This is a genomic window from Kocuria sp. CPCC 204721 (genome assembly GCF_040980945.1).
GTDB classification, from domain to species: Bacteria; Actinomycetota; Actinomycetes; order Actinomycetales; family Micrococcaceae; genus Kocuria; species Kocuria marina.
This window is the reverse complement of sequence record NZ_JAVKPO010000003.1, coordinates 235,657-256,237: the sequence shown is the minus strand read 5'-3', so window position 1 is coordinate 256,237 and position 20,581 is coordinate 235,657. Positions and strand designations below refer to the sequence as shown.

Here is a 20,581-nt window from a genome sequence, read left to right as displayed (position 1 = left end):
TTCCTCATGAGACACCAGGTAAAGCACCCATCGAGGTGTTGCTATGTCTAGGCTACCAGCAGACTTAGCGACGCCGCTAACCCCATTATCCCCATTGGAGGCACGGGGGTTGGTGGGGGCACAAACCCCCGCAACCCCCGCCCGTCGTCGGAGCATGTGCCGCAGCGCCCAGCGGTTCCCGGTGACCGAGGCCCACACTCCCCGTGCGCGCACGGGCAAGTCCTGGACCCCGGACCCGGCGGAGGGCGCGGAGGCGCGGGTGCCGTGCTGGTGGTCCCGTGACCAGTGGATCCAGGAAGAGAGGGCACCGCCTGGCGCGGAGACGACGAGACGCGCCCACCCGGCCCCTCACCGTCGTCGTCCCCGAACGCAGCCGTACAACGGAAAGGGGCCCGCAGTGAAAACCACGGGCCCCCGAAAGAGCGAACCTCAGTCCACCACGAGCCGCCCCCGCTTGGCGTGCGGGTGCCGCCCGTGCACCGCGTGGTACAGCACGGCGGCAACGACTACCAGCACGGCGAGAACCGCGTACATGGCCCCGAAACCGGCGGCGGAGAGCAACAGACCCAGGATCACGGGGCCCACACCCACGCCCACGTCCATGAGCAGCAGCAGCGTGGAGATGCCGGTGCCCAGCTTGTGGGCGGGCACCGCGTTCACGGCTATGGCCTGCGCGGCCGGCATGAGCGTGCCGTAGCCCAGACCAGTCATGGCGCCGGCCACGACCACCTGCCAGTCCTGGTTCGCCACCGCCAGGAAGCCCAGGGCCACAGCGAAGCAGACGAGGCCCAGGTAGACCACCACGTTGTCGCCGCGCTGGTCCTGCACCTTGCCCAGCACTAGGCGCATGATCAGCATGGCCACGGCGTACGCCACGAAGAACAGGGCGGCACCGGTGGTGACTCCGCGGTCCTCGGCATAGGCGTTGAGGTAGGTGATGACGCCCGCGTAGCAGACGCCCACCACCAGCATGAAGGAGCCGATGGGCAGCACTGCCGGGTGGGCGATGTCGCTGAGCGAGAAGGCGGCGCGCTGCTTGTCCACCTCCTGGTTGGCCTGGGCTTCACGCTTGACCAGGGGCTCCCGCAAGAAGACACCCAGCACCAGGCCGAGCACGGCGGTGACGAGGGTCGTCCAGAACAGCCACGTGTAGTTCAGCGAACCCACCAGGAAGAGCCCCAGCGCGGGCCCCACCGCAGTGGCCAGCGTGGTGCCCAGCGCGAAGTACCCGGTGCCCTCGCCGCGGCGGGAGTCGGGGATCACGGACTGCGCGATCGTCATGACGGCGGTGCTCGCGAACGCGTACCCGAAACCGTGCAGCAGACGCACCCCGATCAGCACGGGCAGAGACCCGGCAGGCAGGTACAGCGCGCACGCGACCACCACGACCACGAGCGCGATCAGCAGCATCTTCCGGCGGCCAAGGATGTCGACAAGGTATCCGGAGACCAGCCGCGCGACGGTCGCCCCCACCACGAATGCACTGGACGCGAAACCGCCCACCGCGTCCGAGGCGGCAAAGCTCTTTACCGCGTACAGCGCCATGGTGGTGACCAGCATGTAGAAGGTCAGGTACTGCAGGAAGTTGACCACCCACGCGACCACGAACGTGGGAGTGACCAGCCGTGCCGGGCCCGCCGAGTGCGCGGGACCGGGCGTGGCCTGCTCCACCACAACCGGCAGTTGACCTGTGGGAACGTCGTCCTTCGCGTCGACCGACACGGGCACCTCCTGGAGTTTTTGGGTTTGTATAGTGCAAGATATTACCCCAGGATTTGTATTATGCAATTTTTGCCGACGACGCCGCTCCGCCGCCTTTCCGCCCCGCCTACCGTTGAGAGCCGCCAGGGCGGCAGCCCCTCGGAAGCCGTCCACCCGGGGATGAAAGGATGGAACCGTGCACAGCGATGACTCAGTGAGCGAACTCGTCTACGAGAACATGTTGCTCTCGAGATACGCCCTCCAGGGAGCACCACCCCAGTCCCGCCGGGAGGCGCTGGACCGCAGCTCCACCGTGCTCCTCGCCCGCCTGCAGGCCGGCGGCCCCATGAGCGTGGCCGAGCTGGCCCAGTCCTTCGGCCTGGACATCTCCACTGTCCACCGGCAGGTCGCAGCCGCCATGAAGAGCGGTCTGATCGAGCGCATCAAGGACCCTGAGGGCGGCGTCGCCAAGAAGCACCAGCCCACCGAGGAGGGCGTGCGCCGCCTCGCGGAGGAACTGGAGGTCCGCCGCGAGTCCTACCAGCGTTTCATCGCGGACTGGCCGCAGGAGGACGTCACCGCGCTGGCCCGTCTCACCCGCCGTTTCAACGAGAGCGTGGAGGCGAGCCTCGGCCACAGCTGGCCGCGCGACTACCCCGCCGAGTCCTAGCGCACGACGCCGCCCGGGCCGTGTTCAGCACCCCTCCACCTCCGCGATCAGCAGCGCCACGTGCAGGGACGTCCGCGACTCCGGATCGTCCAGCGACACCCCCAGCCTGCGTTCCAGCTGGACCAGCCGCCCGTAGAGCGCCGGGCGGGAGAGGTGGATCCGCTGGGCCAGCAGGCTCTTGTTCCCGCCGCACGCCAGGAACTGCGTCAACAGCTCACGGTCCTCGTGGCGCTCCACGTCCAGGACGCTCCCGAGTTCCGCGCGTGCGAACATCTGCACGCGCTCGTCCCCGCGCAGCATCGCGAGCAGCCCGCGCAGCCGCGCGTCCTGTGCGCGGAAGCGCCGCCGCCGAGCGGAACCGGAGCGCACAGAACCGGACCGGGCGGCGTCGTGCTGTGCCGCGCGGTCCGCCACGGTCCCGTCCTGCGAGGGGCCACCTTCCGCGCAACCGTCCCGCGCGAGCAGGGACACCGCGGCCTCCGCGATCATTCCGGCCTCGTCCAGGCGGGCGGCCGCGCCGATCATCCCCGACTCTGGCTCGGAGACCCCCGCGAGCACCCGCCACGCTCCCTCCAGGCGCTGCTCCGTCGCCGTAAGCACCCGTTCCACCACGGCGTCCAAAGGTGTGCGCACGGCCAGCGGCACCAGCACGGCCACGGAGGCGGCGCCGAGACGGCCCGCGAGCGCCGTCGTGCCCTCCCGGCCCAGCGCCCACGCGAGCGCGTCGAGCACGGCGACGCCGCCCTGGTGCTCGCCCAGCGGGTCCGCGCCCGGGCGCTCCCAGCGCACGACCACCGGTAGCCACGCGGCCGGGGCCGCCTCGCTCAGCACCCCGTGGCGCAGCACGCCGATCCCGAGTTCGTGCGCGCGCCGCCGCGCGGAGTCATCGTCCACGTTCCACGGGCGCCGCAGCTCGTGCAGCAGGGCGGTCTCCGCCTGGCGCTTCTCATTCCGGCGGCTGCGCTCGGACAGCAGCGTGAGCGCCACCGCCTGCCCCGCCCGCTCCGCAGCCCGCGCCCCGGGGACGACGCCGCCGCGTCGACTCCCGGGGCGGCGTCGTCGTCCCCGGAGCACCCGCCCCAGAGAACTGGAGAAGTCCATGGCACCCCCCCCCGTCGTCCACCCGGCCCGCGTGATGCAACCGGGCTACTACGGGGACCAGCCCAACGGGATCTGCAACGTGACCCCGGAGGAGTTCCTGCGGGCCTTCGAGACCTTCCACCGGCACACGTGCACCCACTCGCAGATGACCACTCCCGCCCAGTACCGCCGGATGGCCGCCCCGGGGGCGTGCGCCAACGTGTTCGCCAACCACATCTGGGCGTGGGGGGGGACCAGCACCTGGACCTCACCGTGGGTCCGGACTGTGCGCGCCGGAACAACGCCGCGGCCACCGCGCTGCGCTGCGGAGTGCCCATCAGCCTTCACTCGGACTCCCCCGTGACCCCGCTCGGGCTGCTGCACACCGTCCAGCACGCGGTCACGCGCCGTACCCAGTCCGGCCGCGTGATGGGCGAACACGAACGGATCACCGCGCAGCAGGCCCTGGAAGCCGTGACCATCGGTGCCGCCCTGATCTCCTCCCGCGGTGAGAACACCATCGAACTGACCAAGGGCTGCATCTGCTGCCAAATCACCGACGACGTGCAGCGCACCAGGACCGCCCTTGGCCCGGCGGTCCGACCTCGACCACGTGGTCTGTGAGGTCAGCGGCGTGGGCGATCCGGGTCAGCTGGCCTCGTCCGTCGAGGTCGACGACGCCACCGCACCGAACGTCCGCGTTCACCGTCAGGACCCGCACGACCCCGCGCAGTCGTTGCGGGCCATCGCCGTAGCCCGCCCCGCACACGGAATGCGACGCGGTTCCCCCTGACCACTCACTGGTTCTCCTCGCAGCGGGACCGGATGCCGGAGCGCAGCTGCGGTCCGCCGCGGTGGCGCCCGCTCCGTTCCTGGGATCCGGGCCGACCCCGGGTGCATGAGCCCCCGCCACGTCGCCGTGCCCTTCCCTTGCCGCCCTTCCCTTGCCCCGGGCGGGGGACGATTCCGGATACCCAGCCTGCGTGCCACAGTGGCTCCACCAACTCCGCACGAGCACCCAGGACATGGGCTGCGGTGGCGGACATCGATCCGGGGGAATACGAGCGGGACCGCAGCAAGGCGGCCGCAGCAGCCAGCGAGCACTCCGGGTGCAGTGTGAAGGGGGGACACCCCGCCCGCCGAGGGACTCGGCGTTGGGACCCACCAACAACGAGCTGGACCGCGAGCGCTCCGGTGAGGGCGCCGTGGGCAAGGTCGTGCTGATCGGACTGGCCGTGGTCGTGACACCGTTCACCGTCCTGGCCATCATTGGGCGCGTCATCGGGGGCTTCTAGACCCGCTCCGCCGCAGACCCACCCCAGGTCCGGGGCCACGGCTGACGAGCCCCTCCGTGCGTCATAGGGTGGAGGCATGACTCGGATCACCAGCTTCACGCGACAGGGACTCACGTTCGACGTTCTCGACCAGGGCCCGGAGGACGGCCCCGTGGTCCTGTTGCTGCACGGTTTCCCGCAGGATGCCCGCGGCTGGGACGACGTCGCCGAACGGCTGAACGCGCAGGGGCTGCGCACTCTCGCCATGGACCAGCGTGGGTACTCCCCGGGCGCCCGACCCACCGAGCTGGCCGCGTACCGCCGCGAGGAGCTCTCCGCGGACGCGCTGGCCCTCGCGGACGAGGCCGGAGCGGAGCGGTTCCACCTGGTGGGCCACGACTGGGGCGGGGTGCTCGCCTGGGACATCGCCCTGCGCGCACCGGAGCGGGTGACCTCGCTGACCGTGCTGTCCACCCCGCACCCCACCGCGCTCGGGCACGCGCTCAAGACCCCGGACCAGGTCAAGAAATCCTGGTACATCGGCATGTTCCAGATCCCCGCCGCACCGGAGCGTCTGCTCGCCGGTCGCGTGGGAACCCTTACCCGCCGTGCGGGCATCCCCGAGGAGGCCGCGGAACGCTACGGGCGTCGCTTCGCCACCGCGGACGACCTGCGCGGGCCCATCAACTGGTACCGCGCCATGCTGCGCAAGGACGGCGTGACCGGTAAGAATGCCGGAAACGGCATCATCACGATGCCCACCACGTTTGTGTGGGGCAACCGGGATCCCGCCCTGGGCCGAACGGCCGCGGAGGAGACCGAGGTGTACGTGCACGCGCCGTACGAGTTCATCGAGCTCGATGCCGGGCACTGGCTGCCCGAGCGCGAGGCCCCCGCGGTGGCCGAGGCCATCGTGGACCGCATATCCTCCGTCACGTCCGACTGACGCCGAACGGCCGGGGCAGTTCTCACCGTCAGGACCCCGGGGAGCCCAGCACCTCCAACACGGCGTCCCCGTACTCGGCGAGCTTCTTGGCGCCCACTCCGCTGATGCCGCTGAGCTGCGCGGTCGAGGCGGGGGCGGCCTCCACGATGCCGACGAGCGTGGCGTCCGAGAACACCATGTAGGGCGGGATCTGCTTCTCCTTGGCCACCGATGTCCGCCACTCCCGCAGCGCCTCGAAGGTCTCCTTCGCGGCCTCGTCCAGGGTGTCTGCGGCTCGTGAGCGCCCGCTGCCCCCGCCGCTGCGGGCGCGTCCGTTCGCGCGCGCCGTCGGCGCCCTGTCCACCGCCAGCTCCAGGGTGCCTTCACCGCGCAGCACGGGTCCGGCCTCCGGGCCGGGAACGAGCACGCCGAAATCACCGATGGCCTCCACGACCCGGCGGGCAAGCAGCTGCCGCAGTACCGAGCGCCACTCCCGCTCGGAGAGGTCCTGCCCGATCCCCCACACGCTCAGCTCCTGGTGGCGCGACGCCTCCGTGCGCTCGTTGCTGCGGCCCAGCAGGATGTCGAAGACCTTGCCGGAGCCGAACTGCTCACCGCGTTCGCGTTGCAGCCTGATGAGCGTGGACAGCAGCTTCTGGGCGGGCACGGTGGCGTCCCAGACCTTGGGCGGGTTCAGGCACGTGTCGCAGTTGCCGCACGGCTCGGAGTCCTGGCCGAAGTACCGCAGCAGCTGGACACGACGGCAGTCCGTGGTCTCGCACAGGGCGAGCATGGCGTCCAGGTGCGAGCGCGCATTGCGTTTGTGCAGGTCAGATCCGTCTCCCTGGTCGATCATGCGCCGCTGGTTGACCACGTCGCCCAGGCCGTACGCCATCCATGCCGTTGCGGGCATACCATCGCGGCCGGCGCGGCCTGTCTCCTGGTAGTACCCCTCGATGCTCTTGGGCAGATCCAGGTGGGCGACGAAGCGGACGTCCGGCTTGTCGATGCCCATGCCGAACGCGATCGTGGCGACGACGACGATTCCCTCCTCCCGCAGGAACCGCACCTGCGTGTCCTGGCGCACTGCGGCGTCGAGACCCGCGTGGTAGGGCATGGCGTCGACCCCGCGGGCGCTGAGCCACGCGGCGGTGGACTCCACGCTCTTGCGGGACATGCAGTAGACGATGCCTGCCTCCCCCGGGTGCTCCGACTGGATGAGCCGCAGCAGCTGGTCCTTCGCGCGGTCCTTGGACTCGATCCGATACTGGATGTTAGGGCGGTCGAAGTTGGAGACGAAGTGCCGCGCGTTCTCCATGCGCAGCCGCTCGGTGATCTCCTGGTGGGTGGCCCGGGTGGCGGTCGCGGTGAGTGCGATGCGGGGAACATCCGGGAAGGCGTCCGCAAGCACGGACAGCCCCATGTAGTCGGGGCGGAAGTCATGCCCCCACTGGGAGACGCAGTGCGCCTCGTCGATCGCGAACAGGGCGATCGGTGCGCGCTTCAGCAGCTCAACGGTGCGCGGCAGGATGAGCCGTTCGGGGGCCATGTAGAGCAGGTCAATGTCCCCGGCGAGAAGCTGCCGCTCCACCTCCTGCGCCTCGTAGGGCTCCAGGGTGGAGTTGAGGTACGCGGCGCGGATGCCCACGGCCTCGAGCGCGGCCACCTGGTCCGCCATGAGCGCGATCAGCGGGGAGACCACCACGCCCGTGCCGTCCCGCAGCAGGGCGGGGATCTGGTAGCACAGGGACTTGCCGCCGCCGGTGGGCATCAGCACCACGGCGTCCCCGCCACCCACCACCTGCTCGATGATCTCCGCCTGCTCCCCACGGAAGGCGTCGTACCCGAAAACCTCCTGTAGGACGCCCAGGGAGGTGGTGGCAGTGGCGGAGGAAGTCATGCCTCCAGGGTAGGTGCTGAGTACTGGAGCATTGTGCGCTCACCTGCCGTCGTGTGGACAGTCCCGCACCTCAGTCACGCAGGATAGCCGGGAGCATGTCCAACTGGTTGAGGCGGCGCACCACGTGCTTGGTCAGAACGTTGCGATGCAGACTCACCACGTACCGCCCCGGCCCTAACATCTTCTGTAGCAACCCGGACTCGACCATGCGGCGCAGACGGTGGCTCCTGTTCGACGGAGACCCCTTGATCACGTCTTCGAGATCGCCCGCTTTGGCCTTCCCTTGGCGCGCCACCGCGTAGATCACATCTGCCTCCGTCTCCGTGAGCTCCCCCGCCGCGAGGGCGGCATTGACCGAAGGCCCCACGACCTCCTCGGAAATGAAGCGGGGGGCAGCAAGCCGGCTGACCCTGTCCATGTCGTCCTGGAGGCCGTGGATCACATACCCGGCCCAGGCCAGTACCCCCTCCGGGCTCAGGGAGTCCGCTCCTGCGAGGTGGTCGAAGTACGACTGCCGGTCGGCACCAAAAACTGCTGTGGGGTTGAGCGGACGCGCGGCGCTCCTGGAGGTGTAGCCCTGGTTGCTCAGCATGGCGTACGTCAGCAGGCGTGAGACCCGCCCGTTACCATTGGCAAACGGATGTATCCAGACGAACCGGTGGTGGACAAGCGCGATCTGGAGGAGTTGGTGCTGAGCGGGCACCTCCTTGTTTGCAAACTCCAGGAGCTGGTCCATGTCCGCCTGGACGGACCCGGGTGCGGGCGGGACATGGGACGCTCCAGCGATCCCGACGGGGATTGTTCGATAGCTGCCCGGGTGCTCGTCACCTTCACGTTCGAGTCCCTGCACGGCGAGCTGGTGGAGTTCACGGATCAGCCCATGAGTCAGGGACAGCCTTCCACGGGCTGCCAACTCGTCCATGTAGTCAGTTGCCTGCTCCAGCTGCAGAATCTCTCGCACGGCGTCTGCTGCTGGCTGTCCCGTGGCCGCGGCCCGCCGGGCTTCGGCCACGACATCCGCCACCGTGGTCCGGTTCCCTTCGATGCGTGCCGACATGACGCTCGTGAGACCTTGGAACAGCCTGCGCAGCTCCAGGCCAAGAGGGTCGTCAAGGTGCTCAGTACGAAAATCCACGCGCACCCGCTCCAGGGCGAACAGATCCGTCACGAGCGCACTCGCGAAATCGACCTCGGGGAAGACCATGGGTTGCATATATCAAAATTTAGCCGGGGATCAGACAAATTTGAACATCGGAGCCTCTGTCCCTTAGAAACACGGGCAAAGGAGGTAATACCCACTTGTAAATTCTTGACTTCTACGAGTATGGGAACTTGATGCTCACCTCCAGCGGGATACCCTTCTGGGCGACCCGATGCCAGGTGGTGGGCAGCCCCACGGCGGATCTAAACTGTCCCCGTACGTTTTCGAGATCCACAGTCGTGGGGGAACGAGGCTTTCGTGCGTCAGGGGGTTGCTGGCTTCTTCAACGCCGGCACTAGACAGCGCTGACCAGACGCGGCGGGTGAAGACCACCCCGTCGCGCTCTTTCACCCGCCTCTTTCCGGCTCCCTGCGGCGACCTGCTCCACGAGCGCGCCGAACGCCGTCGCCCTCCCGCACTACACGGCACGACGACGCCGCCCGCCCCCACCGCACCCCTTGACACCCGGGCGCCCGCGCGCCGTCCTGACCCGCACGTGGCAGGCAGGGGGAGACCATCCTCGAAGGACCAAAGAACATGAATACGCATACAGAAACCGAGATCCGCAAGAGCTTCGTCAACTGCTCCAAGGGCGCCGCGCAGCGCATCAACATCCCGCAGGACGTGCTCCACGGGGACTGGGAGTCCCAGATCTTCCTGGGCTGGTACGACCCGAAGTCACCGCGGGCGGGCTACGTCGTCGTCGAGACCGAGCACGGGCTGCGTGGGCTGGTGCTCGAGAAGAGCGCGCAGAAGGCGAGCGGTGGCGCACGTATGTGTCAGATCTGCCTGACGTTGCACCCAGCCAGCGGCGTCTCACTGGTGTCGATCCAGCGTTCCAAGACTGCGAAGGACCGCTACAACTCCGTGGGCACCTACGTGTGCTCGAACCTGGCGTGCAGCGACTACACGCTGGGGCGCCGTAAGCCCGAAGGCATCCGGCAGATGGAGGAGACCATGAGCCCGGAGGAGCGCGCCGATCGCGCGCTCGCCAACATGCGCGGGCTCGTGGAGCGCGTGGCCGAGGCCATGGGGAAGTAGCGGCCTCCGCGGCGGGGCACACGCGGGCAGGACCCACCTCGCCGCCGGGCGCGCAGCGCGGACCGGCCCAGCTTGATCTGCGCCCGCGTCAGCTGGTGAAGGGCTTGGAGAAGATGGGAACCATGATGTCGCTGAAGTTCTCCTCGTTCGCCATCTCGCGGCGGAACTTCTGGCCCGGGTGGTGACGCACGAACTGGCGACGCCGCCCGGCCCAGAGGATCTCGGACGCCACGTACTGCCCGAGCATGCCGCCCATGCACAGGCAGAACGCGGTGATGGCAGCCTCGAGGACGTTCTCCCCGGCGTCTTCGAGGCCGAAGATCACGCCCAGGACACCCTGGTAGACGAGCATTCCCGGGAACAGCGGGAGCAGGACGACCATGAGCGTGGCGTTCGAGGCCAGGTTCAGGGCGCGGGTGAGGGTGACGCTCAGGATGCCCGCGACGATCGAGGCGATCAGAATGGCACCGAACGAACTCATGCCCGTGGCGGTGATGGCGAGGACCCCCAGCTGCACCAGGCCGCCGAATAGACCGAGGGACGCCAGCTTCCACCCACGACCACCCGAGGCGAGCGCGAAACCGGCGGAGACCACGGCGGCACCAAGGACGGTGAGGGCCCAGCGGGAGTCGTCCATCTGCAGCGTCTCGATGTAGTCCACGGAGTCCCCCACGAGCGGCCGCATGGCGTGGATCCCGATGCTCACACCGGCCACCAGACCGGCAGTGCTCGTGATGGCCTCGAAGATGCGCCCGGAGGCGGAGACGTACCACCCGGTGATGACGTCGTGCACCGCACCGTACGCGGCAATCCCCGCGAGCCACGCGGCCAGGGCTGCCACGATGCATACCGCCGTCTGGGTGATGTCGAAGAGGACCCCTGCCACAGTGGCCCCGAGCACTGCGGTCAGCCCCCCGGCCGCCAGGCTGAAGACCTCGGGGGCCTTGATCCGCTGAACGAGGGCGTAGACGCCGTACACGATCGCGGAGACGATCGCGGCCGTGATGGCGGTGGGCCAGCTTCCGCCCAGGATGAGAGCGAACCCGACACCGAACATCCCGAAACCGGTCACCGTCAGACGGTGGCCGATGTGCCGGGACTCCGCGAGGATCTCGTCCATGCGCTGGATCCCCTCCTCTGCAGAAATCCGGCCGAGCACGAAGTCCTCCAGCACCTCGCCCGTGTCCGTGCGCAGCTGGATGTCCAGGGTTCCGGGCTGGGACTCGAACACGCGAGTGCTCGGCGCCTTGTCCGGCGCATCCTGGTGGCTGATGGTCACCTGCCCCAGGCCCACGCTCACCGTGACGTCCCGCAGGTCCGTCTTGCGAAAGATCGACAGCAGGGACTTGGTGGTGTTGGCGGACCCGGCCCCGCTGCGGATCAGGGCGTCCGCAATCTGGAAGGCGAGTTTGTAAGCAGCCTGTTCAGTGGTAAGCACCGACAAAGCGTAGTGGGACGGGCCGGTTACGGGCGAGGTGGGTGCGATCCCAGGGGGTGGGAGGTTGGACGCAAGGCGCAGCTCGGCTTGCCCGGAACGCAGCACAAGACGGGGAGCTGAAGACTTTAGAACCCCTCCAGCGCCATGTTCGCGAACCGTGAGTAGTGGCCCTGGAACGCCACCACGATGGTCTTCGTGGGACCGTTGCGGTGCTTGGCCACGATCACGTCCGCCTCACCCGCGCGCGGGGACTCCTTGTCGTAGACGTCCTCGCGGTGCAGCAGGATGACCATGTCCGCATCCTGCTCAATTGACCCCGATTCACGCAGATCACTCACCTGCGGCTTCTTGTCCTGGCGCTGCTCGGAGCCACGGTTCAGCTGGGACAGCGCCACCACGGGCACGTCCAACTCCTTGGCGAGCAGCTTGAGCGCACGCGAGAACTCGGAGACCTCCTGCTGGCGGGACTCCACCTTCTTGCCAGAGCTCATGAGCTGCAGGTAGTCCAGCACCACGAGCTTGAGGTCGTGCTTCTGCTTGAGCCGGCGGCACTTGGCGCGGATCTCCATCAGGGACATGTTGGGGGAGTCGTCGATGAACAGGGGTGCCTCGTTCATCTTGCCCATGATCTGCGCGATCTTGGCCCACTGCTCGTCCTGCAGGGTGCCCGCGCGCAGGTCCTGCATGTTCAGGGTGCCCTCCGCGGAGAGCAAGCGCATGGCGATCTCGTTGCGGCTCATCTCCAGGGAGAAGATCACGGACGTCATGTTGTGCTTGATGGACGCGGAGCGCGCCACGTCCAGGGCGAGCGTGGACTTACCCATGGCCGGACGCGCCGCGATCACGATCATCTGTCCGCCCTGGAACCCGTGGGTGAGCTCGTCCAGTTCGATGAACCCCGTGGGCACACCCTGCATCCCGGAGCGGTTGCCTGCGGCCTCGATCTCGTCCACGGTGGCTTCCATGACGTCCTTGAGCGGGACGTAGTCCTCCGCCGTGCGCCGCTCGGCCACCTGGTAGATCTCGCCCTGGGCCTCGTTGACGATGTCGTCCACTTCACCGTCGTGCGCGTAGCCCAGCTGCACGATCTTGGTCCCGGCCTCCACGAGCCGCCGCAGCACCGCGCGTTCCCGCACGATCTCCGCGTAGAACCCCGCATTGGCGGCCGTGGGCACGGATGCGATCAGCGAGTGCAGGTACGCGATCCCCCCGATCCGTTCGATCTCACCGTTCTTGGTGAGCTCGTCCCCCACGGTGATCGCGTCCGCCGGTTCGCCGCGCCCGTACAGGGAGACGATGGCGTCGTAGATGTTCTCGTGCGCCGGCTTGTAGAAGTCCACGCCCCGCAGCACTTCCACCACGTCCGCGATGGCGTCCTTGGAGAGCATCATCCCGCCCAGCACCGACTGCTCGGCCTGGTTATCGTGCGGCATGGTACGGCCGTAGTCCTCGCGCGGCCCGGACGAATATTCCGACACCCTCACTCACTTTCCTTGCAGACGAATGCGCCCACCTCGAGCGGCGCACCCGTTCATTCTCCCACCGCGCTCCGACCCCCTATAGCCGCCCGTGCTCGTTGCAGAACCGGGCGCTGAGTAGACGACGACGCGCGGCCCGGTGGCGCGACGTCGTCGTCCACGGCCTGTGGAAAAGTACGTGGAAAACATGTGGAACACGCCGTGCAGTGCTGTGCACAGGCTGTGGAGAGATCTGTGGAAAACCCGTCACAGCTGTGGGTAACTCACCCGAGCAGCGCGAAGAAGAGCAGCCAGAGCAGGGGCGATGTCACGATGGCCAGGAGCAACACCAGAACGTAACGGCCCCGCAGGGCCGGGAAGGCCACGGTGCCCGCAATGCCTAGGATCAATGCCACAAGGGACGCGACCACGCTCAGGATGAGGCCGACCACCAGGACGGCCACCGCACCGCGCGGCGCCAAGGAATTGCCGGCGAGGAACGCCCCCAGGAAGAACACCAGGGTCAATGCCACGCACCCCAATGCCACCCAGAACAGCGTGCGGCCCGTGCTCAACCTGCGTGCGCTCATGATCATGACCGGCATCCTCCCACGGTGCTCTGCGCGATCTCTGGAAGCCCGAGGACGGCAAGAACCCCGTGGAACGACTGTTCCACGGGGTTCTCATACATCACCCGCGAGCCCCGCGAACCGCGTGAACAGCTCAGGGGCCCGGATGCACTCGAGGTGCGATCAGGCGGGGACGACCTCGAACTCCACGTTCGCGTTGACGTCCTCGTGCAGGTGGATCACGGCCTGGTACACGCCGGTGGTCTTGATGCGCTGGGTCAGGTCCACGCGACGCTTGTCGATGGAACCCAGACCGGCGGTCTCGACCGCGGAGGCGATGTCCCCGGCGCGGACCGTACCGAACAAGCGACCCTCGGCACCGGACTTGACCGGGACGGTCAGGGTGGTGGAGGTCAGCTTGGCGGCGAGAGCCTGGGCGTCCTCGAGGGAGGACAGCTCACGGGCCGCACGAGCCTGCTTGATGGAGTCGATCTGCTTCTCGGCGCCGCGGGTCCACGGAGTCGCGAAGCCACGGGGGAACAGGAAGTTACGGGCGTAGCCGTTCTTCACGTCCACCACGTCACCCGCGGAACCGAGCCCGGAGACTTCCTGGGTCAAAATGATCTTTGCCATGAATTCTCAGTCCTCTCTGATCAGCGGCCGGCGCCGGAGTAGGGCAGCAGTGCCACTTCACGAGCGTTCTTGATCGCCTGGGCGATCTTGCGCTGCTCCTGAACGGACACGCCGGTCACGCGGCGAGCGCGGATCTTGCCGCGATCGGAGATGAACTTACGCAGCAAGGCGACGTCCTTGTAGTCGATCTCGGTGACGTCGGCCGCCTTGAGCGGGTTCTGCTTCGGTTTCGGCTTGCGAATTTCAGCCTTGGCCATCGTGGTGCTCCTTTTCTGGTGCGGAGCCCGCAGGCGTACCTGCGGGATGGGTTGGAATGGTTGTGTTTAGAAGGGGGGCTCGTCCTCGGCGCCGGTTCCCCAGTCGTAGTTCCCACCGGAGGACTGACCCCAGGGATCGTTGCCCTGCTGACGCGGTTGCTGGCCCCCGCGGCCGCCCTGGTTCCCGTTGAACCCGCCGCCCTGGTTGCCACCGCCGGGGTTGCCGCCACCCTGGTTGCCGCCGAAGCCGCCACCCTGGTTGTCGTTGAAACCGCCCTGAGCGCCGCCGAAGCCTTGGTTCCCGCCGTAGGAGTTGCCTCCGCCGCGCGAGTTCCGGTTGATCTTGGCGGTCGCGTACCTCATGGAGGGGCCGATCTCGTCCACTTCCAGCTCGGTGCTGGTGCGGCGCTCCCCTTCCTTGGTCTCGTACGAGCGTGCCTTGAGCCGACCCTGGACGATCACGCGGGTTCCCTTGGTCAGGGACTCCGCCACGTTCTCGGCAGCCTCACGCCACACCGAGCAACGCATGAAAAGGGTCTCCTGATCCTTCCATTCGTTGCTCTGCCGGTCGAAGGCGCGCGGGGTGGACGCAACGGTGAAGTTGGCCACGGCGGCTCCGGACGGCGTGAAGCGCAATTCGGGGTCTGCAGTCAGATTTCCGATCACTGTAATGACGGTGTCGCCAGCCATGTGAACCTCCGGATTCTGTGGACGCTGGATGCGAGACTCAGTGGGGTGAAAAGCATCTCACGGGGACTCTCAGAGCCCGCGGTGAGTGCGTGCTGTGCAGCCCGGGTGGGCCGCACGCTCACCTCACTTGCCGTGGATCTTCTGCTCTTCCGGACGGATGATCTTGGTGCGCATCACGGCCTCGTTAAGGCTCAGCACGCGGTCCAGTTCCTTGGCGGTCTGCGGCTCGGCGGTGAAGTTCACCACGGCGTAGATCCCCTCGGACTTCTTCTGGATCTCGTAGGCCAGACGACGACGGCCCCAGATGTCGAGCTTGTCGACGGTGCCGTTCTCCTTGGTGACGACCTCGAGGAACTTCTTGAGGGTCGGCTCGACGGCGCGCTCCTCCACCTCGGGGTTGAGGATGACCATCAGTTCGTATTCACGCATGTAAAGAACCCACCTCCTTCGGGCTAAGCGGCTGCGGTCCTTCCGCAGCAGGAGGTTCTGTGCGTATGTCGGTGCCGGCAGCGATCGGCGCACGGCACACAGACTTCCCCACTTTACTACAACGGGCGCTCAGTAGCCACCGACGCGTCGGGCCAACCAAGCGTTGAGCGCGCCCACGCGCAGGGGGATCACGAACAGGTCGATCAGCATGAGCAGCCACAACAGACCCAGGAAGAACCAGCCGATCAGGATCCCCACGGTGAGCCACCCGATCGCGGAGAGCACCAGGTAGAAGATCCCTTGGAAGGGCTGGGCCAGGTAGAACTTGTGGACGCCGAAGTTGCCCAGGAAGAACCACAGGACATAGGCCAGCACGATGGACCTGCCGCCCACCACGTTGACGTGGACCGGCTGACCGACGGGGCGCTGGTGACCCCACCCGGGCACGGTGCCTGCGGGGCCGAAGCCGGCGCCCTGGCCGTAGCCGCGGGACGGCTCGTCGCGGCGCGGTAGCGGTTGTGCCGTGTAGTACTCCGGTTCGTCGGCCATGATGAACCCCTCTTCCACTCCCCGGTTGCCTTGATGCAACCGATCCCATCCTAGGAGCGCTGGCTGGCCCTCTCCCGCTCGGTCAGCGTCGAGCGCAACTGCACGTCCGTGTCCAGGTCCTCACCGGTGGTCCGGGCCGTCACGTCGATCCCGAAGCCCACGGTCCCCGAGTGCTGCCGCCCGTTCTGCAGCCAGGTCACAGTGGCCACCGCGGGGCGGAACCGCACGGCGTGGAAGGCCAGAGGATCGTCGTCATCCTGTGCCAGGAGCAGTGACGGGCGGGACTGCAGTTCCCACCGGATGTTGGACACGCTCGGCGGGACCTCCGTGGGAGCCCCGGTGGGTGAAGCACTGGGCGAGGCGGAGGGCGACGCCGCGGGCCCGCCTCCCAGCTCCGCGGGCAGCGGGCACTGCGCGGCGTCGAAGCGCAGCACGCGTTCGCACTGGCCCACGGCGTCCTGGACGGCCCGCTCCGCGCCCTCCCACATGTGGGGCGACGCCGTGAAGTCCAGTTCGGCCGCGGCGGATCGGGGATCGCTCATGGATATTCCCGCAGAAGCATGTTCGCTGGCCAGGAGGTACGAGTCCTCGGGCATCGCGATGTCGTAGCCTCCGGGCAGGCCCTCGAACTGCCACGTGCGCGCGGGCGACCCGGGATCGGAAGGGTCCGTGGGGAAGAGCTCGGAACCGTTCGGACGCACCTTGTTGCCGTTGACGGACACCGCGTCCACCGCTGCGGGCAGCCGCACGTCCACGATGGCGTTGTCGCGTTCCACCAATCGCCACGAGTTGTTGAACGGGCCCCAGGACGCCACCTTCTCGACCGTGTACTCACGGTGCACGGTGGAACCGCCCCCCAAGTGGATGTCCACCCCCACCGCGGCGTGGTCCCCGTGCTTCTGGACCCCCACGAAGTCGTGGCCCTGCGGGCGGTTGGCGGCATCCCGGTACACCCCGTTGGACAGCAGCTGGGCCAGGGGGCGGTCCCCGCCGATCAACAACGGAGCGAGGACCTGACGGGAACTGCCGCCCTCGAGGTACCCCAGGTACGTGTCCACGGGGGCCTCGGGATCCCGCGAGACCAGGAAGTAGTTGGCGAGCGCGGCCCACACGGTGGACGCGACCGCGACGAACACCAGCACGAGCAACAGGGGTAGGCGGAGGGAACGCCAGGACGGCAGCCTCAGGCGAGCGAGGTTCTCGGAATCACGCGGTGCCATGCCGGGTCCTTACTGGACCGCGGACGCGCCGAGCGCCGCAGCCTTGCGTCCCCGGAACATGTCCACCACAACCGCCACCACCAGATAGATGAGAAAGACATAACGTACTACGGCCAATATATCTTGGGCACTCCAGCCGAATTCCTCGACCCACGGCAGGGTAGGCCATGCCGAGGCCGGCAGCACCACGGTGGCCCAGTAGAGCACTTCCACCACCTGCCACAGCCCGAACTCGATCCAGTTGCGACGGCACAGGATGACGAGGGGCACGAGCCACACCACGTAGGTCAGGGAGTACTCCTTGGCCAACAGGATGTAGAGCGCGAGCAACAGGAACGTGATCTGCACGGCCGAGGGCTCCCGCTTGCTGAGCAGCGCGATCAGGAGCACGAACACGAGCGCCAGGATCATGCTCAGCAGGACGTACTGACCGTCCGCGCCGGTTCCCAGGGACACCCCGGTGCGCGGTTCAACGGTGGAGCTCCACACGTTCCACAGCGAGGGTTGTTCGGTGTCGGAGCGCACCATGTCCCCGAACTGGGCCCGCCAGCGGTCCCACGCCGTGATCATGTACGTCCCGTTGATCAGGGCCCACGCAACCACGGCCCAGATGAACGCGGAGAGGATGTCCTTGAGGAACCGGTGACGCGCGGCCATGATCAGGATCGCGAGCAGCACCACCACGGGGAAGAACGCCACAGAGGCACCGAAGCCCACCATGATCCCCGCGAGCGCCGGGTTCCCGCGTACGTAGCCCAGCAGGGCGAGCATCATGAACAGCACGGCCCACAGGTCCCAGGACTGGAATCCCACGAGCACGATCACGGGGGCCAACGCCATGACCAGGGCGTCGGAGCGCCGGTTGCCGCTCAGCGAGGAGACCACGCCCACGATGGCCAACCACACGAGGGCCAGAAGGATCAGGGAGAGGTCCAGGTAGAAGCCCTGCCCCACGTCCAGACCCAGCAGGGAGGTCAGGTTGGAGGCGAACCACCCGATGATCGTGGTGATCATCCCCACGAGCACCGGCTGATCCCCCGTGGGACCCCCGGTGAAGAACCCCCCGGCCACGTCCGACGAGCGCACACTGAGATCTCCGGTGCCGATCACCGTGGCACACAGCTCGGGAACCTGCTGGGCCATGTTCCAGTCCGGTACCCGGCACGGGATGCGCAACAGGTAGGCCATCATGACCGTGTACAGGCCGAGGCCCAGCAGCATCAGACCGGCATTGCCTCCCGATCTGTTGCGCGCACCTTCCAGGCTCATGCGGGATCTCCTCGGAACGCGGGTACGGATGCTGTCAGTGTTCCACGGGGGCGGGGACTCAACGCGTCGTGGCGCGAGTGTTCCACTGCGGTATCTCGGCGTGGCCTTCCCCGTCAGGAGTCGATGACGCCCTTCTCACGCGCCCAGGACACGAGGCGCTCGCGTGCCACGTCCTCCCCCACGGCGCCCTCGTCCAGACGCATCTCCAGGAGGAACTTGTACGCGCGGCCCACCTGGGGCCCGGGCGGGATGCCCAGGATCGCCATGATCTGCTGGCCGTCCAGCTCGGGCCGGACGGCGTCCAGCTGTTCCTGCTCGGCGAGCTGGTCGATGCGGTGTTCGAGCTCGTCGTAGTGCCGGGCGAGCCGGGAGGCCTTGCGCTTGTTGCGGGTCGTGACGTCCGAGCGGGTGAGCCGGTGCAGCCGTTCGAGTTCGTCCCCCGCGTCCCGCACGTACCGGCGCACCGCGGAATCGGTCCAGTCGGCGTCACCATATCCGTAGAAACGCATATGCAGTTCCACAAGGCGGGTGACCCGCTTGATCGTGTCATTGTCGAAGCGCAGCGCCTTCATCCGCTTGCGCGTGAGCTTGGCCCCCACCACCTCGTGGTGTCGGAAGCTCACGGCCCCGGACGGTTCGAAGCGGCGCGTGGCGGGTTTTCCCACGTCGTGCATGAGCGCCGCGAAGCGCAGCACGAAGTCCGGGGCGGGCACAGGGCCGTCCGGACCGGTCTCCTTCTCCGCGGCCTGTTCCATGACCGTGAGGGAATGTTGGTAGACGTCCTTGTGATGATGCGCCTCGTCGGTCTCCAGCTGCAGCGCGGGCACCTCCGGGAGCACGATCTGCGCGAGTCCCGTGTCCACCATGAGTTCGGTGCCCCGGCGGGGATGGGCGCCGCAGATCAGCTTGACCAGTTCCTCGCGCACCCTTTCGGCGGAGACGATCTCGATCCGCTCGGCCATCGCGGTCATGGCCTCCCGCACGGGCTCCGCCACGGTCAGACCCAACTGGGAGCTGAACCGCGCGGCACGCATCATGCGCAGGGGATCGTCCGTGAACGAGTCCTCCGGGGTCCCGGGGGTGCGCAGCACACCGGCGTGCAGGTCCTTGATCCCGCCGAACGGGTCCACGAGCTCCATGCCCGGCAACCGCAGGGCCATGGCGTTGACGGTGAAGTCGCGGCGTCGCAGGTCTTCGGTCAGATCGTCCCCGAAGGCCACGGTGGGCTTGCGGGAATCGGGGTCGTACGCCTCGGCGCGGTAGGTGGTGACCTCCAGCTGCATGCCGGACTTGCGCATCCCGATGGTTCCGAATTCCCGGCCGATCTCCCAGTGTGCATCCGCCCAGTCCCGGATCAGCTCGAGGGTCTGATCGGGGCTCGCGTTCGTGGTGAAGTCCAGGTCCAGCGCGTCCCGGCCCAGCAGGAGGTCGCGTACGGGCCCGCCCACCAGGGACAGCTCGTATCCGGCGCTGTCGAAGAGGCGCCCCAGCTCGTGGGAAACGGGGTGAAGTGAGGAGGTGTCCAGCAACTGCGTCATGATGAGCGTCATTATCGCATCACGGCGAGCGCCGTCGGCCGGCTCGGGGCGGCGTCTGCGTCGGCGGGTGCGAGCGGAATGTGCCGTCGGCCGGCCCGGCCGGCCCGACCGGAGCGGGCGTCGTCGGGCCCGCGGCGGTACAACCGCTCTCGACCGCGGCGGACGGACCGCCGCCGGACCCATATCAGGGAGTGTCCCGGGAATGTCGCTAAGGTAGATGGCATGGCTTTCCCCGTACCCAGCGCGCCCAAGAGGCGACCGAACCAACCGGTCTCCGCGCTGCCCACGGTGGAAGAGGTGTCGGCCGGTGGGATCGTGGTGGACCTGTCCGATCCCACGCATCCGGTGGCCATCATTGCTCGGATCAACCGCGGTGGACGGCTCGAGTGGTGCCTTCCCAAGGGTCATCCCGAGGGCGAGGAGACCAACGAGGAAGCCGCCGTGCGGGAGATAGAGGAGGAAACCGGAATCATGGGCCGCGTGCTCTCCCCGCTGGGCAGCATCGACTACTGGTTCACGGTCTCCGGACACCGCGTGCACAAGACCGTCCACCATTTCCTGCTGGAGGCCATCGGCGGATTCCTGACCACGGAGAACGACCCCGACCACGAGGCCGTGGATGTAGCGTGGTCCGGGATCGACGCCCTCGGCCGGAAGTTGTCCTTCCCCAACGAGCGGCGCATCGCGGACATCGCCCGGGAATACATCATTCACCAGTTGTAGGCTGTCCCGTCCGATCC

Annotated in this window: 22 protein-coding genes; 7 read left to right on the top strand and 15 right to left on the bottom strand. The window is 67.8% G+C overall.

The features are described 5' to 3' along the window. Nucleotides 1–429: 429 nt before the first annotated feature. On the bottom strand, nucleotides 430–1,722 hold the full coding sequence (locus tag RF637_RS05195; protein WP_206399036.1) for an MFS transporter: 1,293 nt from the start codon (nucleotides 1,720–1,722) through the stop codon (nucleotides 430–432). A gap of 175 nt (nucleotides 1,723–1,897) precedes the next feature. Between RF637_RS05195 and RF637_RS05190 the strand changes: the two genes are divergently transcribed. Further along, nucleotides 1,898–2,371 (top strand): MarR family winged helix-turn-helix transcriptional regulator, encoded by a 474-nt coding sequence (locus RF637_RS05190; protein WP_368835682.1) that lies wholly within the window; start codon nucleotides 1,898–1,900, stop codon nucleotides 2,369–2,371. A 24-nt stretch (nucleotides 2,372–2,395) separates the two neighbouring features. Here the strand turns inward: RF637_RS05190 and RF637_RS05185 are convergent, their stop codons facing one another. Next, entirely contained in the window at nucleotides 2,396–3,472 is a 1,077-nt protein-coding gene (locus RF637_RS05185) for a helix-turn-helix domain-containing protein (protein ID WP_368844308.1), read from the bottom strand. Here RF637_RS05185 and RF637_RS05180 point away from each other — a divergent pair. The 4 genes from RF637_RS05180 to RF637_RS05165 all read left to right on the top strand — a co-directional run bounded on the left by RF637_RS05180 (nucleotide 3,471) and on the right by RF637_RS05165 (nucleotide 5,671). After that, on the top strand, nucleotides 3,471–3,815 hold the full coding sequence (locus tag RF637_RS05180) for a hypothetical protein (RefSeq protein ID WP_368844317.1): 345 nt from the start codon (nucleotides 3,471–3,473) through the stop codon (nucleotides 3,813–3,815). The two genes, RF637_RS05185 and RF637_RS05180, sit on opposite strands and share 2 nt — an antisense overlap. Beyond that, nucleotides 3,725–4,075: an amidohydrolase family protein gene (locus tag RF637_RS05175; protein WP_368844315.1), complete on the top strand. Its 351-nt coding sequence runs from the start codon at nucleotides 3,725–3,727 to the stop codon at nucleotides 4,073–4,075. The genes RF637_RS05180 and RF637_RS05175 overlap by 91 nt, the downstream gene beginning before the upstream one ends. A 530-nt stretch (nucleotides 4,076–4,605) precedes the next feature. After that, complete coding sequence (locus RF637_RS05170; RefSeq protein ID WP_167319054.1) at nucleotides 4,606–4,746, top strand: hypothetical protein; 141 nt, start codon at nucleotides 4,606–4,608, stop codon at nucleotides 4,744–4,746. Between the two features lie 76 nt (nucleotides 4,747–4,822). Continuing rightward, on the top strand, nucleotides 4,823–5,671 hold the full coding sequence (locus RF637_RS05165) for an alpha/beta fold hydrolase (RefSeq protein WP_167319055.1): 849 nt from the start codon (nucleotides 4,823–4,825) through the stop codon (nucleotides 5,669–5,671). A gap of 28 nt (nucleotides 5,672–5,699) precedes the next feature. Here the strand turns inward: RF637_RS05165 and recQ are convergent, their stop codons facing one another. Both recQ and RF637_RS05155 read right to left on the bottom strand, forming a co-directional pair. Then, nucleotides 5,700–7,550, bottom strand: a complete 1,851-nt coding sequence (recQ, locus tag RF637_RS05160) for a DNA helicase RecQ (RefSeq protein WP_368844307.1) — start codon at nucleotides 7,548–7,550, stop codon at nucleotides 5,700–5,702. A gap of 70 nt (nucleotides 7,551–7,620) precedes the next feature. Next, nucleotides 7,621–8,754 carry a Fic family protein gene (locus tag RF637_RS05155; protein ID WP_368844306.1) on the bottom strand — a complete coding sequence of 378 codons (1,134 nt, stop codon included), beginning with the start codon at nucleotides 8,752–8,754 and terminating at the stop codon, nucleotides 7,621–7,623. A gap of 534 nt (nucleotides 8,755–9,288) precedes the next feature. Between RF637_RS05155 and RF637_RS05150 the strand changes: the two genes are divergently transcribed. After that, a complete protein-coding gene (locus RF637_RS05150) occupies nucleotides 9,289–9,792 on the top strand; it encodes an FBP domain-containing protein (RefSeq protein ID WP_064845473.1) in 504 nt (167 codons plus the stop codon). 88 nt (nucleotides 9,793–9,880) lie between these two features. On the opposite strand, the gene RF637_RS05145 is transcribed toward RF637_RS05150, so the two are convergent. The 11 genes from RF637_RS05145 to RF637_RS05095 form a co-directional block, all read right to left on the bottom strand. Next, on the bottom strand, nucleotides 9,881–11,230 hold the full coding sequence (locus RF637_RS05145) for a threonine/serine exporter ThrE family protein (protein WP_368844305.1): 1,350 nt from the start codon (nucleotides 11,228–11,230) through the stop codon (nucleotides 9,881–9,883). 125 nt (nucleotides 11,231–11,355) lie between these two features. Then, complete coding sequence (dnaB, locus tag RF637_RS05140; protein ID WP_231885474.1) at nucleotides 11,356–12,663, bottom strand: replicative DNA helicase; 1,308 nt, start codon at nucleotides 12,661–12,663, stop codon at nucleotides 11,356–11,358. A gap of 308 nt (nucleotides 12,664–12,971) precedes the next feature. Further along, on the bottom strand, nucleotides 12,972–13,277 hold the full coding sequence (locus RF637_RS05135) for a hypothetical protein (RefSeq protein ID WP_239320632.1): 306 nt from the start codon (nucleotides 13,275–13,277) through the stop codon (nucleotides 12,972–12,974). Nucleotides 13,278–13,439: 162 nt separating this feature from the next. Beyond that, on the bottom strand, nucleotides 13,440–13,889 hold the full coding sequence (gene rplI / locus RF637_RS05130) for a 50S ribosomal protein L9 (protein WP_035962847.1): 450 nt from the start codon (nucleotides 13,887–13,889) through the stop codon (nucleotides 13,440–13,442). A gap of 20 nt (nucleotides 13,890–13,909) precedes the next feature. Continuing rightward, nucleotides 13,910–14,146: a 30S ribosomal protein S18 gene (gene rpsR, locus RF637_RS05125; protein WP_012399405.1), complete on the bottom strand. Its 237-nt coding sequence runs from the start codon at nucleotides 14,144–14,146 to the stop codon at nucleotides 13,910–13,912. 66 nt (nucleotides 14,147–14,212) lie between these two features. Further along, a complete protein-coding gene (locus tag RF637_RS05120; protein ID WP_085107252.1) occupies nucleotides 14,213–14,836 on the bottom strand; it encodes a single-stranded DNA-binding protein in 624 nt (207 codons plus the stop codon). Nucleotides 14,837–14,959: 123 nt separating this feature from the next. After that, a complete protein-coding gene (gene rpsF / locus RF637_RS05115) occupies nucleotides 14,960–15,265 on the bottom strand; it encodes a 30S ribosomal protein S6 (protein ID WP_012399407.1) in 306 nt (101 codons plus the stop codon). 129 nt (nucleotides 15,266–15,394) lie between these two features. Then, nucleotides 15,395–15,814: a TM2 domain-containing protein gene (locus RF637_RS05110; RefSeq protein WP_085107386.1), complete on the bottom strand. Its 420-nt coding sequence runs from the start codon at nucleotides 15,812–15,814 to the stop codon at nucleotides 15,395–15,397. A 50-nt stretch (nucleotides 15,815–15,864) separates the two neighbouring features. Then, a complete protein-coding gene (locus RF637_RS05105; RefSeq protein WP_368844304.1) occupies nucleotides 15,865–17,034 on the bottom strand; it encodes a hypothetical protein in 1,170 nt (389 codons plus the stop codon). A gap of 9 nt (nucleotides 17,035–17,043) precedes the next feature. Continuing rightward, nucleotides 17,044–18,303 carry a glycosyltransferase 87 family protein gene (locus tag RF637_RS05100; protein WP_085107246.1) on the bottom strand — a complete coding sequence of 420 codons (1,260 nt, stop codon included), beginning with the start codon at nucleotides 18,301–18,303 and terminating at the stop codon, nucleotides 17,044–17,046. A 113-nt stretch (nucleotides 18,304–18,416) separates the two neighbouring features. Beyond that, on the bottom strand, nucleotides 18,417–19,841 hold the full coding sequence (locus RF637_RS05095) for a CCA tRNA nucleotidyltransferase (RefSeq protein ID WP_085107383.1): 1,425 nt from the start codon (nucleotides 19,839–19,841) through the stop codon (nucleotides 18,417–18,419). 222 nt (nucleotides 19,842–20,063) lie between these two features. Here RF637_RS05095 and RF637_RS05090 point away from each other — a divergent pair, with 222 nt between their 5' ends. Next, the gene (locus tag RF637_RS05090) at nucleotides 20,064–20,564 is read left to right on the top strand and encodes an NUDIX hydrolase (RefSeq protein ID WP_064845478.1); all 501 of its coding nucleotides are present in this window, start codon (nucleotides 20,064–20,066) and stop codon (nucleotides 20,562–20,564) included. Nucleotides 20,565–20,581: the final 17 nt, after the last annotated feature.